Origin of the sequence: Pseudoalteromonas atlantica, from assembly GCF_043641955.1 — a bacterium.
Classification (GTDB): domain Bacteria; phylum Pseudomonadota; class Gammaproteobacteria; order Enterobacterales; family Alteromonadaceae; genus Pseudoalteromonas; species Pseudoalteromonas atlantica_A.
In genome coordinates this window covers 30,048-44,271 of record NZ_JBHZRV010000011.1, presented here as the reverse complement: position 1 = coordinate 44,271, position 14,224 = coordinate 30,048, and the positions used below count along the sequence as shown (strand labels likewise).

15 protein-coding genes are annotated in these 14,224 nt (G+C 38.9%); 12 read left to right on the top strand and 3 right to left on the bottom strand.

The window, feature by feature from the left end; translation table 11 throughout:
• The first annotated feature begins 66 nt into the window (after positions 1–66).
• The gene (locus tag ACHUE3_RS17460) at positions 67–1,122 is read left to right on the top strand and encodes a hypothetical protein (RefSeq protein WP_394193609.1); all 1,056 of its coding nucleotides are present in this window, start codon (positions 67–69) and stop codon (positions 1,120–1,122) included.
• A gap of 1 nt (position 1,123) precedes the next feature.
• Here the strand turns inward: ACHUE3_RS17460 and ACHUE3_RS17455 are convergent, their stop codons facing one another.
• Together ACHUE3_RS17455 and ACHUE3_RS17450 are read right to left on the bottom strand one after the other, a co-directional pair.
• Positions 1,124–1,465 (bottom strand): TraR/DksA C4-type zinc finger protein, encoded by a 342-nt coding sequence (locus ACHUE3_RS17455; protein WP_394193608.1) that lies wholly within the window; start codon positions 1,463–1,465, stop codon positions 1,124–1,126.
• Positions 1,466–1,537: 72 nt separating this feature from the next.
• A complete protein-coding gene (locus ACHUE3_RS17450; RefSeq protein ID WP_394193607.1) occupies positions 1,538–2,494 on the bottom strand; it encodes a tRNA-dihydrouridine synthase in 957 nt (318 codons plus the stop codon).
• A 181-nt stretch (positions 2,495–2,675) separates the two neighbouring features.
• Here ACHUE3_RS17450 and ACHUE3_RS17445 point away from each other — a divergent pair, with 181 nt between their 5' ends.
• The 10 genes from ACHUE3_RS17445 (at position 2,676) to adk (ending at position 12,361) form a co-directional block, all read left to right on the top strand.
• Positions 2,676–3,188 (top strand): HvfA family oxazolone/thioamide-modified RiPP metallophore, encoded by a 513-nt coding sequence (locus ACHUE3_RS17445; protein ID WP_394193606.1) that lies wholly within the window; start codon positions 2,676–2,678, stop codon positions 3,186–3,188.
• 180 nt (positions 3,189–3,368) lie between these two features.
• Positions 3,369–4,217 (top strand): HvfB family MNIO-type RiPP peptide maturase, encoded by an 849-nt coding sequence (locus tag ACHUE3_RS17440; protein ID WP_463530599.1) that lies wholly within the window; start codon positions 3,369–3,371, stop codon positions 4,215–4,217.
• A 5-nt stretch (positions 4,218–4,222) separates the two neighbouring features.
• Positions 4,223–4,984, top strand: coding sequence for an HvfC family RiPP maturation protein (locus ACHUE3_RS17435; protein WP_394193605.1), 762 nt, complete (start codon positions 4,223–4,225; stop codon positions 4,982–4,984).
• 60 nt (positions 4,985–5,044) lie between these two features.
• Positions 5,045–5,167, top strand: a complete 123-nt coding sequence (locus ACHUE3_RS17430; RefSeq protein WP_394193604.1) for a hypothetical protein — start codon at positions 5,045–5,047, stop codon at positions 5,165–5,167.
• Between the two features lie 269 nt (positions 5,168–5,436).
• Entirely contained in the window at positions 5,437–5,976 is a 540-nt protein-coding gene (gene apt, locus ACHUE3_RS17425; protein ID WP_099297043.1) for an adenine phosphoribosyltransferase, read from the top strand.
• Positions 5,977–5,980: 4 nt separating this feature from the next.
• On the top strand, positions 5,981–8,440 hold the full coding sequence (gene dnaX / locus ACHUE3_RS17420; RefSeq protein WP_394193603.1) for a DNA polymerase III subunit gamma/tau: 2,460 nt from the start codon (positions 5,981–5,983) through the stop codon (positions 8,438–8,440).
• A gap of 58 nt (positions 8,441–8,498) precedes the next feature.
• Positions 8,499–8,825, top strand: a complete 327-nt coding sequence (locus tag ACHUE3_RS17415; protein WP_004588122.1) for a YbaB/EbfC family nucleoid-associated protein — start codon at positions 8,499–8,501, stop codon at positions 8,823–8,825.
• An 8-nt stretch (positions 8,826–8,833) separates the two neighbouring features.
• Positions 8,834–9,442: a recombination mediator RecR gene (gene recR, locus ACHUE3_RS17410; RefSeq protein WP_394193602.1), complete on the top strand. Its 609-nt coding sequence runs from the start codon at positions 8,834–8,836 to the stop codon at positions 9,440–9,442.
• Between the two features lie 183 nt (positions 9,443–9,625).
• Positions 9,626–11,539: a molecular chaperone HtpG gene (gene htpG, locus ACHUE3_RS17405; RefSeq protein ID WP_394193601.1), complete on the top strand. Its 1,914-nt coding sequence runs from the start codon at positions 9,626–9,628 to the stop codon at positions 11,537–11,539.
• 177 nt (positions 11,540–11,716) lie between these two features.
• Positions 11,717–12,361: an adenylate kinase gene (gene adk, locus ACHUE3_RS17400; RefSeq protein WP_394193600.1), complete on the top strand. Its 645-nt coding sequence runs from the start codon at positions 11,717–11,719 to the stop codon at positions 12,359–12,361.
• A 74-nt stretch (positions 12,362–12,435) separates the two neighbouring features.
• On the opposite strand, the gene tpx is transcribed toward adk, so the two are convergent.
• Positions 12,436–13,017, bottom strand: coding sequence for a thiol peroxidase (tpx, locus tag ACHUE3_RS17395; RefSeq protein WP_394193599.1), 582 nt, complete (start codon positions 13,015–13,017; stop codon positions 12,436–12,438).
• 201 nt (positions 13,018–13,218) lie between these two features.
• On the opposite strand from tpx, the gene ACHUE3_RS17390 reads away from it, so the two are divergent.
• A complete protein-coding gene (locus tag ACHUE3_RS17390) occupies positions 13,219–14,223 on the top strand; it encodes a response regulator (RefSeq protein WP_394193632.1) in 1,005 nt (334 codons plus the stop codon).
• Position 14,224 lies beyond the last annotated feature (1 nt).

Here is a 14,224-nt window from a genome sequence, read left to right as displayed (position 1 = left end):
TTCTTTTATTTGAACATACATAAATTAAATGCTTCTTAGCAAAGAGGCCTCTGTTTGGGTTTAAAAATGATAAAATATGTTGGTGTAAGCTTGTTAATGTTACTAACAGGGTGCAGTGAGCCTGCAATCGAGTACTCTGATATAGAGCAGGTTAAACAACAGCTAAAAGTACAAAATGAGTTTTTACAGCCTTTAGATACATCTTTATCGAGTGAAGTTGCATTAGATAGTAAACTACCTTTTTCAGAGTCGTACCTACAAACTCGTCATGAAATTTATAGGTCTTTACGTGCTATGGATTTAACGCAGCCACAGCAGAAATTAGCCGATTATTTAAGTATTTCAGAGCGATTTCCAGCGCGATATTTTCCGTGGCCTGCACATATCAATGTTGTAGAAAATATGTTGAGAAATGACTCTATAACTGATCAGAAAATAGCGCAGTGGATTGGCTTTACTATTAAACAGCTTTCATTGGGTTTAGAAAGCAAACTTAAATTAAATAAGATTGAATTAAACAGCCTTAAGTCGCACGTTGCAAAATTAGAGAAGATAAAAGGTATTAATCAAGGTATTTCTGCTGCTTTAATAAATTTGAGCCAATATCTATCTAATTACACACCACGAGGTAGCGTTGGTTTACATGGATTGCCTAATGGTGCGTCTTGGTATCAAAGCAAGTTGAACTATTTTGCACAAAAAACAGATGCTCCATTAACCTGGTTAGCAAAAATACAAAACAGATCAGAATTTTCCAAGCAACAAATATACACTCAAATATTTGATGGCGAGCATAGTGTTTCATTGCTTGAGGAATGGTTAATGCTTAACTCGTTTGAATTAATTGCGGGACTTGATTGGGAGCAAAGTTATTATAATTTGCCACTTTCTGTTTCATCACACATTGAGAAAATGTCTGATTCAGATAAGGCATTTTGGCTTGCGATGATGGAAACTGATTTGGGAATTCATTATCACGCTTGGACCGTGCAACAAGCGAAAGTTAATTTACAAAAACGCGTTCAGTTGTCAAATAACCAAGCTGCATATGCAGTTGAAAACCTGATTTACTTCCCTGCGTTTAGTTTTTCCTTTGCACCAATATTAGACAGCAACCAATAATTTAATCCGGGTCACATTTTTTGCAGCGTTGGTTAGTTGGATCATCTAGCAAACGCTGTGCATCAATTTTTTCTTCGCAATCGCAACAATACCCATATTGGCCTATTTCTATTTGGCATACCGCGGCCTCTAACTTTTCTAAACGTTTAATCAATGCACTGTATTCAGAACCCAATTGCTTCTCTGTGAGCTCCAACCAACGCTCAGGGTTATTAGATTCTAGGGTATGTAATAAGCAATGATGGCTTAAGCTGTTCGATTGCGCTAAAGCAGCTAATAGTGACTTACGCTGTGAAGTAAGTTCACTGTTTAAGCGTGCTAAAGTATGTTGTGATTGATTCATAACTTATTTCCTCATTGTGCAGTGATGGTATTATCCATAAATTAATTGAGGTTAATAATGATATGTATCAATTTACGGCGCGATTGCATATTTGTTTAACACCAAAGAGACATCTTCTTTTGTTTTTAAGCGTCGGATCTCGTCAAACAATGCATTCGCTTGTTCGTATTCACGTTTTAAATAGCCAAGCCATTGTTTTGTTCTTGATGCAAAGTACTTTTCATCTTTACTTGGATCATGGTGCATGGAAGAGTGAATAATATGATATAAAATATTTTCCCACTTAAGACCATCATATTGCTCGTCATTAATATGCGCTTTTATTTTTTTTGCCAAATCAGGGTGTGATAATGCACCGCGTCCTAGCATAAGATCAGTGCACGCACTGCGTTGTTGGCACAAAATAGCATCTGATACTTGCCATATTTCACCATTGGCTACAACATCAATGGATTTACCTTTAATTAGAGGCGGTATTTTTTCCCAATAAGCCGGCGGGTTATAGCCATCTCTTTTAGTGCGAGCATGGATAGCAATACTATTAGCTCCGGCGCTTACTACAGCATCTACAATTTCTTGGCTGTTACTATCATCGTCAAAGCCCAAACGAATTTTGGCGCTTACTTGGTGCTGAATAGGTACTGCTTCACGAACAGCTTTAATTATTTCATACATGTGCTCTGGATCTTTCAAAAGCACGGCTCCGCCTTTGCTTTTATTGACTGTTTTAGCAGGGCAACCAAAGTTTAAATCGACTCCATGAGACCCTAAACCAATAACTTTAGCCGCATTTTCCGCCAGAGCGCCAGCAACTTGACCTAATAGCTGGATACGTACAGGTGTACCTGCGCGTGTATAGCCATTATTATTAAGCTCAGGACAGTAGCGATGAAAAACTTTATCCGGTAACTTTGCATCTATTACACGAACAAATTCGGTTACACACAAGTCAAAACCACCAATGTCGGTAAGTAGTTGACGCATTTTAAAATCTACAACGCCTTCCATTGGTGCTAATACTAATTTCATTGATGTAACTTAACCTGTAAAAAATGGAAGCGTAGTTTACCCTTTTCTAAGGTAATTGATAAATCTATATCTGGTTTTCTATAAATTAAAACATAACACATTATATTTTTAATATTTTGAAAGTTTTTTCTTAAGCGTTGGTCTATTTAATAGACCTATTGAGTAAAGAGAGAGTAAAACAATGAACACAGTTAAAAAAAATACAGTTGCATTAACATTAGGTGCGGTTGTGATCAGTAGTGCAAGTTTGGTATCGACTCAAGCTGAAGCAAATCCATTTGAATTTCAAGAATTAGTAACCGGTTACCAAATAGACGCAACAGAAGGAAAATGCGGTGAAGGTAAATGTGGCGGCCATGCAAAATCAAAAGACGCTAAAGTCAAAGCTGAGGGAAAGTGTGGTGAAGGTAAATGTGGTGGCCATGCAAAATCAAAAGACGCTAAAGCTAAAGCTGAAGGAAAGTGCGGTGAAGGTAAGTGCGGTGGCCATGCAAAATCAAAAGACGCTAAAATGAAAGCTGAAGGTAAATGTGGCGAGGGCAAATGCGGTGGCCATGCAAAATCAAAAGACGCTAAAATGAAAGCCGAAGGAAAATGTGGCGAGGGTAAATGCGGTGGCCATCCAAAAGCGAAAAACGAAAAAGCGAAGAAAGAAGGCAAATGTGGCGAAGGTAAGTGTGGTGGTAACCACTAAATTGCTAATTAATATTGAGAATCAATAGACTTGCTGGCCTATTGATTCTAGCCCATCTTAATTCTATGCACTTGATGTTAAAAAGGCTTTTCTGTGTTGCAGAAGAAATATGCCATTGCATAGTCCAGTATTCATGGTTTAATCCTTGTTATAGTTTGCTTGGGCATATTAGGAATGTATATGAATTTTAATAAGAATGAATTTGGCATGGTTGGTTTAGGGTTACGCCGAGAAATGCTAGATGAATTACTTAGTGAAGTACCTGAACAAATTGATTTCTTTGAAGTTGCGCCAGAGAATTGGCTCAAATTAGGTGGTCGCTACAAAAAGCAGTTTAGGTTGCTAACTAATGCACATAATTTTGTATGCCATGGTTTATCTTTATCTATTGGTTCACCTGAGCCATTGGATGTTGAATTTATAAAATCATTAAAGAGCTTCTTTAAAGCATATGATATTAAACGTTACAGCGAACATCTCAGTTATTGCTCAGGTAAAGGGCATATGTATGATTTGATGCCAATTCCGTTTACTGAATCTGCAATCAAGCATGTAGTGCAACGTATTAAGCAAGTTCAAGATATATTAGAGAGACAAATTACGATTGAAAATGTCTCGTATTATGCCGCCCCAGGTCAAGAGTTGACTGAACTTGAATTCACAACAGAGATTCTTTCACAGGCTGATTGTAAATTATTACTCGATGTTAATAACATTTATGTAAACTCCATAAATCATGGCTACAACGCAGTTGAATTTCTTAAAGGTTTACCGTCTGATAGGGTAGATTACTTTCATATTGCTGGTCATTATAATGAAGCTGAAGATTTAATTGTTGATACTCACGGTGCTGATGTTATTGACTCCGTATGGGAGTTGTTAGATAAAGCTTACGAATTCCATGGTGTTTTTCCAACATTGTTAGAGCGAGATTTTAACATTCCACCAATGAATATTTTAGTAAAAGAATTAGAGAGAATAATTCAGTTGCAGAATAAACATGGCTTCATAAACCAAAAGCGAGCTTGAGTGGTATGTCATTTGATACAATCCAATATGCCTTTATGGAACATATTCGCCAACCAGATATAAAGCCACTTCCTCATGGAGTTGAAGATCGCCGAATGGCTATTTACCGCGACTTATTTTTTAATAATATTGAGGGGTTTATTTCATCCGGTTTTCCAGTTTTAAAAACCTTATACTCCTGCGAGAATTGGCGAAAACTGATCAGAAAATTTTTTATTGAGCATGATTGCCAATCACCCTATTTTTTAGACATTGCTGCGGAGTTTGTCAATTACCTGGTTAATACTTATGAGCAAGCAGAAAGCGACCCTATTTTCATAGTTGAGCTTGCGCATTATGAGTGGGTTGAATTAGATGTGTCGATATGTCAACAAGACGAAAATGAACGAAATATTGGCAGTAAAATAACATCAGCACCTTTATTTTTGAGTAGTACAGCACGAAATTTAAGTTATCAATTTGCAGTTCACACTATTAGTGTCGATTATATACCTACTCAACCTGAAGCGACTCCACATTATTTTGTTGTTTATCGAGATCAAGAAGATGAAACTCAGTTTTTAGTAACAAATGCGATGACAGCATTATTGCTTTCACTTATTGAAACAACACCCGGGATTGATTTTAATGAACTATGTAAATGCGTATTACAGCAAGCCCCTCAATTTAGTGAACAACAAATCCACAATGGAGCTAAGAGCACGCTGATGGCGATGGCTGATAAAGGAGTTATTGTGAGAAAAAATGGAGATCAAAACCTTTATTGATAATTTCACATGAATTATCATGTGCGTTTTAAAACGTCGCGCTTAATAAAAGGTAGTACCATGTCGGAAGATAAAGATTTCAAAGACCCATTTAATTTAATGTATTTCTTAGCTTTTTTAGCTATTTTTGTTGGAGTTGGTTGTTTAAATGCAATTTTAGGTTGGATGACTACTTTATCGTAATTTAACTTGTCCAACTAAAATAAGGCTGTATTTGTTACAGCCTTTTTTATAATTTTAGCCCTCCCAAAATATATTTTTTTGGTGCTTAGCTTAAGAGTCCTAAAATAAGACAATTGCTGCACCGATTAAGCTTCATTCTTATTAAATTGTATGCCTGTTCATAATATAAGACTCTAACAATCTTTTAATTCCAGCTAAGCTCGCATCTTAGGGTCGCTTGGGTATATAATTACCTGCTTTGCAATATTAACGATATAACAGCTTAAATTATGACAACTCCATCGATTATTAAAGACAGCATCACAACGATAGCCGACTACCCTAAAGCGGGCATTATGTTCCGTGATGTAACAACACTTATGGCTGATCCAGCTGCATTTCAAGCAACTATTAATGCATTTATAGATGCTTATAAAGACCAAGGTTTTACTAAGATTATTGGTACTGAATCACGCGGTTTTATTTTTGGAGCACCGCTTTCCTATGCATTAGGTATTCCATTTATCCCTGTGCGCAAACCAGGTAAGTTACCACGCGCCGTTATTTCTCAAGATTATCAACTTGAATACGGTGAAGATGTGCTCGAGCTTCATACTGATGCTATTGTCCCAGGCGATAAAGTACTTTTAGTAGATGATTTATTAGCAACGGGTGGAACAATTGAAGCGACTGCTAAGCTTGTTAATAAACTTGGTGGTAATGCAACTGATGCTGCGTTTGTTGTGTCATTGCCAGAGCTTGGTGGTGAGCAACGCATTGAAAAAATGGGTATAAATATCCTTAAACTGGTTGAATTCGAAGGCGAATAATTACATGAGTTACCAAGTCCTAGCGAGAAAATGGCGACCTCAGACCTTTCATGAATTGGTCGGTCAGTCACATGTTAAACAAGCATTAGTTAATGCATTAACACAAAATAGACTGCACCACGCTTATTTATTCACTGGGACCCGCGGGGTGGGCAAAACGACCATTGCACGAATTTTTGCTAAAAGCTTAAACTGTGATGAAGGTATTTCTGCCCAACCTTGTGGTCAATGTAGCAGCTGTAAAGATATTGAAGCGGGGCGTTACATTGATTTGCTAGAAATCGATGCAGCATCAAGAACCAAAGTAGAAGATACTCGTGAGATTCTTGACAACGTTCAATACGCCCCTACTCGAGGGCGTTATAAGGTGTACCTAATTGATGAAGTGCACATGCTTTCAAAGCACAGTTTTAATGCTTTATTAAAAACCTTAGAAGAGCCACCAGAGCACGTTAAATTTTTACTTGCTACAACGGACCCACAAAAACTACCAGTTACCATTTTATCTCGTTGCTTACAGTTTAATCTGAATGCGTTATCACAACCTGAGATTTTACAGCAACTAGAGTATGTACTAAACGAAGAACAGTTAAGTTTTGATGAACAGGCATTACACATTATAGCTAAAGCCGCTGATGGTAGTATGCGAGATGCACTTAGTTTAACTGATCAAGCTATTGCACAAACAAATGGCAACATTCAACATCAAGCTGTACAAAGTATGTTGGGTTTGATGGATAATCATTACAGTCAACATATACTCGCTGCGCTACTTGCGCAAGATGGTGCAGGCTTATTGGCTCAAGTAGAGCAAGTTGCATCACAAAACCCACAATATATCTCATTGTTAGATGACCTAATCGGCTTAACACATTTAATTCAGCTTACACAACTTGTGCCAGATGCAGCTAAATTAGATGAAGTGAATGAAGAGTTTGTCCGAGAGGTTGCTCTTAGCTGTGAAAGCACGCAAATTCAAATTTACTATCAGTTACTGCTCAATGGTAAAAAAGATTTACGATGGGCGCCCGAGCCACGACTTGGTTTTGAAATGATAATGTTAAGGCTTCTTGCCTTTGAACCCGCTGGTTCTTTTTCAACGCAAGAGTCACCTAGTACAGCGCAACCGATACAAAACAAAACTGGCCGAGCCAGTGCATTGCGCGATATTATTAATAAAAATAAAACAGTGCAGCAAACCCCAAAAGCTGAGGCTAATCGTGAGATACAGCCAACAGTCAGTGATGTAAATGCAGCCGATAAAATGCAGTCTGATAATGACATTGCATCGGAGAATCAAGTTGAGCAAAGCAAAACCAATGAACAACGTGGTAAAGTCGCACAAGCAGTAAATCAAGACGAGAAAATAGAAGCACCGTCAAGCACTGAAATCACCCACAGCGATGAATATGCTCAACAGCAAAGTCAAGATGATGCCTACCAGCAACACAGTGACGCTGAACAAACGTTAGCGACACAGTTTGATGACATTATGAGCAGTGCAGTAGAGCAAGGCTTTAATGACCAAGCCCAAACAGTACAAGTTGAGCCTGACGCTAATAGCTATAATAGCGAACCTCAAACCACAATTGCACAACAAGAGTCACAAGCACAATCAGCCATAGCGCGCATTCTACGTGATAGAAACATATCCGGTGCAGGTAAGTTGTCTGGTGCGAATATTAAGAGCACACAAACTACTGAGCAACCAGTTACCCATGCTGACGAAAATACGCCTAGACCTGAGCCTCAAGCATCATTGGTTGAGTCACAGTCACATTCACAGCCACCGCAAGCAGCAGAGCTGAAATCTGCGACTATTGATGCGCCACCTTGGTCGAATGACTCAGGGCAAACCGTAAAAAAGCCAGCGCTCCCAGAAACGGGGAGCCAGACACGCTCAGCTAGTCCAGTCGCAACAAAAAAAGTAGACTTTAAAGAAAAGCATCAAACAATTACTGAAAATTTAGCGCCTGAGTTACTTGAGCAAATTAATCCACAGAAAAAGCCTGAAGTGGTTGCACAAGAGCCTAGCATTCCAGTCCCTGATGACTTTCAAAGTCCAATTAGTGAGATCAGATTTGCTCATCAACAAGATGAATGGGCTTATCTAATTAAACGTATGGGACTTGGTGGACGCATGCGTCAATTTGCATTGCATTCAATTTTCACTAAACAAGGCCATAATTTACATATTGATGTCGATGAATCACAAAAGCATTTAGATTCGCCGATACTTAGGCAAAAGCTCGATGCAGCACTTTCAAGTATATACGAGCATAACGTAACGCTCAGTATCAATTTTGCGCAAGGCGTAATTGACTCACCTTATTTAATACAGCAAAAAATTGATGTTGGCCGTCATCAACAAGCGATAGATGTGATTAATTCAGATGAAAATATCGTGCAATTTCAGCAGCTATTTTCAGCAATAATAGACGAAAACAGTATCCAGGCATTGTAATTCATTACAATAGCCCTTATCTTCATGACAATTAAAGATTACACAAAGAGAGAGAATTATGTTTAAAGGTGGAATGGGTAACATGATGAAGCAAGCGCAGCAAATGCAAGAGCGCATGCAAAAAGCCCAAGACGAAATCGCTACGATGGAAGTTGTTGGTGAAGCCGGTGCAGGCCTTGTTAAAGTTACCATGCTTGGTAACCACAATGTTCGCCGTGTAGAGCTTGATGAAAGCCTTATGGAAGACGACAAAGACATGATTGAAGACTTACTTGCAGCAGCATGTAATGACGCAGTTCGCCGTGTAGCTGATGAAACGCAAGAGCGCATGGGTAAAGTAACTGGCGGTATGCAATTACCACCAGGTATGAAAATGCCGTTTTAAGGTAAACAATGCAACTTTCACAAAGTTTAAGCCAGCTCATTGAAGCACTGCGATGCCAGCCGGGTATTGGTCCAAAGTCTGCGCAGCGCATTGCATTTCATTTGCTTGAACGCGACCGCAAAGGCGGTACGCAACTTGGTAATGCTTTAACTAAAGCTATGAGTGCTGTAGGACATTGTCAATCGTGTCGGACATTTGCAGAGCAGCCACAGTGCGAGATTTGCATGAGCCCAAAACGCCAAGACAGCGGAGTTTTGTGTGTGGTTGAATCACCTACAGATGTATTGGCGATTGAGCAAACAGGACAATACAAAGGTTTATACTTTGTGTTAATGGGTCATTTATCACCCATCGATGGTATTGGTCCAAATGAAATTGGCCTTGATATTTTAGAGAGCAAATTGCGCCAAGGCGGCATTAATGAAGTGATTTTGGCCACTAACCCATCGGTTGAGGGTGAAACAACCGCGCATTTTATTGCACAACTATGCCACCGCCATAAAGTAGAAGCGTCTCGTATTGCACACGGAATACCAGTCGGCGGTGAACTCGATTTACTTGATGGCATGACATTGATGCATGCCTTTAGCGGTCGAAAAGCTGTAAGCCAAGACTAATAAAGTTATAGCGGTAAAATTTAAGTAAAGCCTGTGCTTAATAGTTTAAGTACAGGCTTTTTTATTTTCACGCACTTTTTATCTCTGATCAGAAAGCTTTTTTAAAATTCTCCCTTGAAGTTCACTCTGTACGCCCCATATTAAGTGCATAACGCAGACACTTTGCTAATTGGAGATATATAAATGACTGCAGCGCAAAAAGAAACATTAGGCTTTCAAACAGAAGTTAAACAACTATTAAACTTAATGATTCACTCACTTTATTCAAATAAAGAAATATTTTTACGTGAGCTTGTGTCAAATGCCTCAGATGCAGCTGACAAATTACGCTTTTTAGCGCTTTCAAATGGTGACTTATATCAAGGTGACGCGGACTTACGTGTTCGTATCAGTGCAGACAAAGATGCCAAAACTGTGACAATTTCAGATAACGGCATCGGTATGACTCGTGATGAAGTTATTAGCTCACTGGGTACTATTGCAAAATCCGGCACCGCTGAGTTTTTCAAAAACTTAACTGGCGACCAAAGTAAAGATTCACAGTTAATTGGTCAATTTGGTGTTGGTTTTTACTCGGCATTTATCGTAGCTGACTTAGTGACAGTTCGTACCCGTAAAGCCGGCGAAGAAAAAGGTGTTGAATGGCAATCACAAGGTGAAGGTGAATACACTCTAGAAGAAATTGAAAAAGAAGGCCGTGGTACAGACATTATTCTACACCTTCGTGAAGACGAAGCAGAGTTTGCTGATGATTGGCGTTTGCGTAGCATTGTTACTAAATACTCTGATCATATTTCTACACCAGTACAAATGTATAAAGAAGAAGTACCTGAGTCAGAAGGCCCAGACGGTGAAAAAACACCTGCAGAGCCTGCTCAGTGGGAGAGCATTAACCGTGCTACTGCGCTTTGGACTCGTGACAAATCAGAGATATCTGAAGATGAATACAAAGAATTTTACAAACATGTAAGCCATGACTGGGAAGAGCCGCTAAGCTGGGGCCACAATAAAGTTGAAGGTAAGACTGAGTACACAAGCCTGCTTTATATCCCTAAAAAAGCGCCTTTCGATTTATGGAACCGTGAACGTCAAAGTGGCTTAAAACTTTACGTACAACGTGTATTTGTAATGGATGACGCTGAGCAGTTTATGCCAAGCTACTTACGCTTTGTAAAAGGTTTACTTGATTCTAACGATTTACCGCTGAATGTATCGCGTGAAATCTTACAAGATAACAAAGTAACTCAAGCTATTCGCAAAGGTTGTACTTCACGTATTTTAAAAATGCTTGAACGTATGGCGAAAAATAAGGCCGATGATTACCAAACATTTTGGAATGAATTTGGCCAAGTAATGAAAGAAGGTCCAGCTGAAGATGCGACCAACAAAGAAGCGATAGCTAAATTATTACGCTTCTCTTCAACGCACACAGACGAAGAAGCTCAAAATGTTTCATTAGAGCAATACATTGAGCGCATGAATGAAGGTCAAGATGCAATTTACTATGTTGTTGCTGACTCGTTTACTGCTGCTAAAAGCTCACCACACTTAGAGATCTTCCGTAAGAAAGGTATTGAAGTATTATTGCTAAGCGACCGTGTTGATGAGTGGATGATGAGCCACTTAACAGAGTTCTCTGAAAAGCCATTAAAGTCAATTACACGTGGTGATCTTGATTTAGGTGATTTGGACGACGAAGAAACCAAAAAAGCACAAGAAGAGTCAGAAAAAGAAGTTGAAGGTTTAGTCGAACGTATTAAAACGACATTGGGTGAGAGCGTTAAAGACGTTCGCTTTACTCACCGTTTAACTGATTCTCCTGCATGTGTGGTTAGCGATGACAATGACATGAGCTCACAAATGCAAAAGCTAATGGAGTCTGTAGGTCAAGCTGCACCAGAAGCAAAGCCAATTTTTGAGCTAAACCCAGAACATCAACTCGTTAAGCATTTAAATGTTGAGCAAGATGAAGATAAGTTCTCTCAGTGGTCTCATGTATTGCTTGATCAAGCATTGCTAGCAGAGCGTGGTACATTAAAAGACCCAGCAGGTTTTGTTACACGCTTGAATAAATTGATGCTCGATCTTAGTAAATAATAACGTTATAAGTGTCACTGAATGAAAAGGGAGCCTGTAGCTCCCTTTTTTGTTAATTACAGCTAAGCAATTAGTATAAGTTGCTTGAGTATCGCAAGCGCTTATGGAAGAATTCAATCTTTAAAATAAATACTACTGGACTGCTTTTTCAGAACAGTATTAACCGAGGACAATGATATGCGCATTATTCTTTTGGGCGCGCCGGGTGCAGGTAAAGGCACTCAAGCTCAGTTTTTGATGGACAAATACGGTATTCCACAAATTTCTACTGGTGATATGTTACGTGCAGCAATTAAAGAAGGCACGCCACTGGGTTTAGAAGCGAAAAAAGTAATGGATGCTGGTCAGTTAATTTCTGATGACATCATCATCGGCTTGGTGAAAGAGCGTATAGCTAAAGAAGATTGCGAAAAAGGTTTTTTACTAGATGGCTTCCCACGCACAATCCCACAAGCAGATGCAATGAAAGAAAATGGTGTAGTGGTTGACCACGTTATCGAATTTGACGTTGCTGATGAAATCATTGTTGAGCGCATGGGCGGGCGTCGTGTTCATCCAGGCTCTGGACGTGTATATCATGTTGTTTATAATCCACCTAAAGTGGAAGGTAAAGACGACGTAACGGGTGAAGACTTAATTATTCGTGCGGATGACACAGAAGAAACAGTACGTAAACGTTTAGGTATTTACCATGAGCAAACTATGCCGTTAGTTGATTACTACCAAGCAGAAGCTGCATCAGGTAACACGCAATATCATAAACTTGATGGTACGCAAGCTGTTGAAGCTGTGAGCCAACAATTAGGTGAACTATTAGGCTAATTTGTGCTTATTAGAGTAAAAAAACCGCCAAACTTGGCGGTTTTATTATAACTACGGTTTTAATAAGTCATGTCTTAAATTGTTTTCATTGCATCAATGACAGGCGCGTAATTAGGCTCTTTAGATAACTCATCAACTAACTGCTTGTATACAATTTTGTGTTCTTTATCTAACACAAACACTGCGCGTGTTAGCAATCCCATATCTTTAATGATTAACCCATAGTTCTGGCCAAAGTCTCGCCAAACAGAGTCAGATAACGTAGTAATCTTGTCGATGTTCTCAGCTTTACAAAATCGTTTTTGAGCGAAAGGTAAGTCCGCGCTGATTGTCAACATCGCAATGTTTGGAAATTGTTCCGCCACTTTTTCATTAAAATGCTTAGTTTGAATACTGCATATCCCTGTATCTAAACTTGGCACGACACTAATTAAAACAGCTTTACCTTCATAGTCTTTTAGGGTAACTGGAGCAAATGAATCATTGACGACTTTAAAGTCGGGTGCTTGTTGATTTAACTCAACACCTTGTCCAAGTAAAGTAACGGGCTTTGACTGAGCCGAAACTTTACCTGCATCAAGGGTGTTTTGGGCAATGTCAGCTGCAAAAGTAGTCGCACAAAAGCTACACAAAGCAAAAGTAAACAATCTAAGCATAAGGTATTTCCTTTAAAATTAACGCAATTGCATTCAGTGTATTATAATCAACTAACAGGACAAAGAGTTTACTTAAATTTAAAATTGTAAATATTGGTTACATTGATTAACATATTGCACAGATAAACGTTTATTCGCTGACAAATAACAATAAAAGTATGTTGTATGCTAAACAGTGCAACTGCAAAACAGAGAGAAGCTATGTCAACATCGGTATTAATTTGCGACGACTCAAAGTTAGCACGGCGACAATTAGCACGATCGTTACCAGATGATTGGGATATCAAAGTTGAGTTTGCTGAAGATGGTGAGCATTGCATTGAGCAAATAAAAGCCATACAGCCAGAAATTCTTTTTTTAGACCTAAATATGCCAAAAATGGATGGCTACGAAGTGTTGCAAGAGATTCAAAATCAATCTCTTTCTGTACTTACTGTTGTGGTGTCGGGTGATATTCAACCGAACGCTCATCAACGGGTACTGGATTTAGGCGCAATTGATTTTATCCAAAAACCCTGTGACGCTCAAAAGCTCGCTGATATTATCGAACATCACGGTATTAAAGATAAAGCCATGCGTGAGCGTTTAGCACATCAACTAGGTGAGCAAGTTGACCCTGATGTGCGGGATATCTATCAGGAGTTAACTAATGTTGCTATGGGCCAAGCAGGGGACCTTCTAGCTCGGTTGTTAAATGTCTTTGTTGAGTTACCCATACCAAATGTAAATATTCTTGAGGTCAATGAATTAGATATGGCGCTGCGCTCAATTGATGCGAATGCGACTACATCAGGTGTTTGCCAAGGGTTTATCGGTGGTGGTGTATCAGGTGAAGCTTTATTGCTTTTAAATGATTCAAGTTTCAAAGAAATTGCTTCGTTAATGAATTACCAAGGCGAGTTAAATAACAAAATTGAACTTGAACTACTAATGGATATTAGTAATATTTTAATTGGTGCCATTTTAACCGGCCTTTCTCGCCAGTTAGATATGACGTTTAGCCAAGGCCACCCCGTTGTGCTTGGTCAGCATTGTGATGTGTCTGATTTAGTGAAAGCGAATAAGTCTCGCTGGCAACGTACCCTTGCGATTGAGATCAGTTACGGTATTGAAAACCATAATATAAATTGTGATTTAATGCTGTTATTTACCGAAGATTCAATGAAAACTTTGAAATACAAAGTTGCTTACCTACTAGAAGACTAAC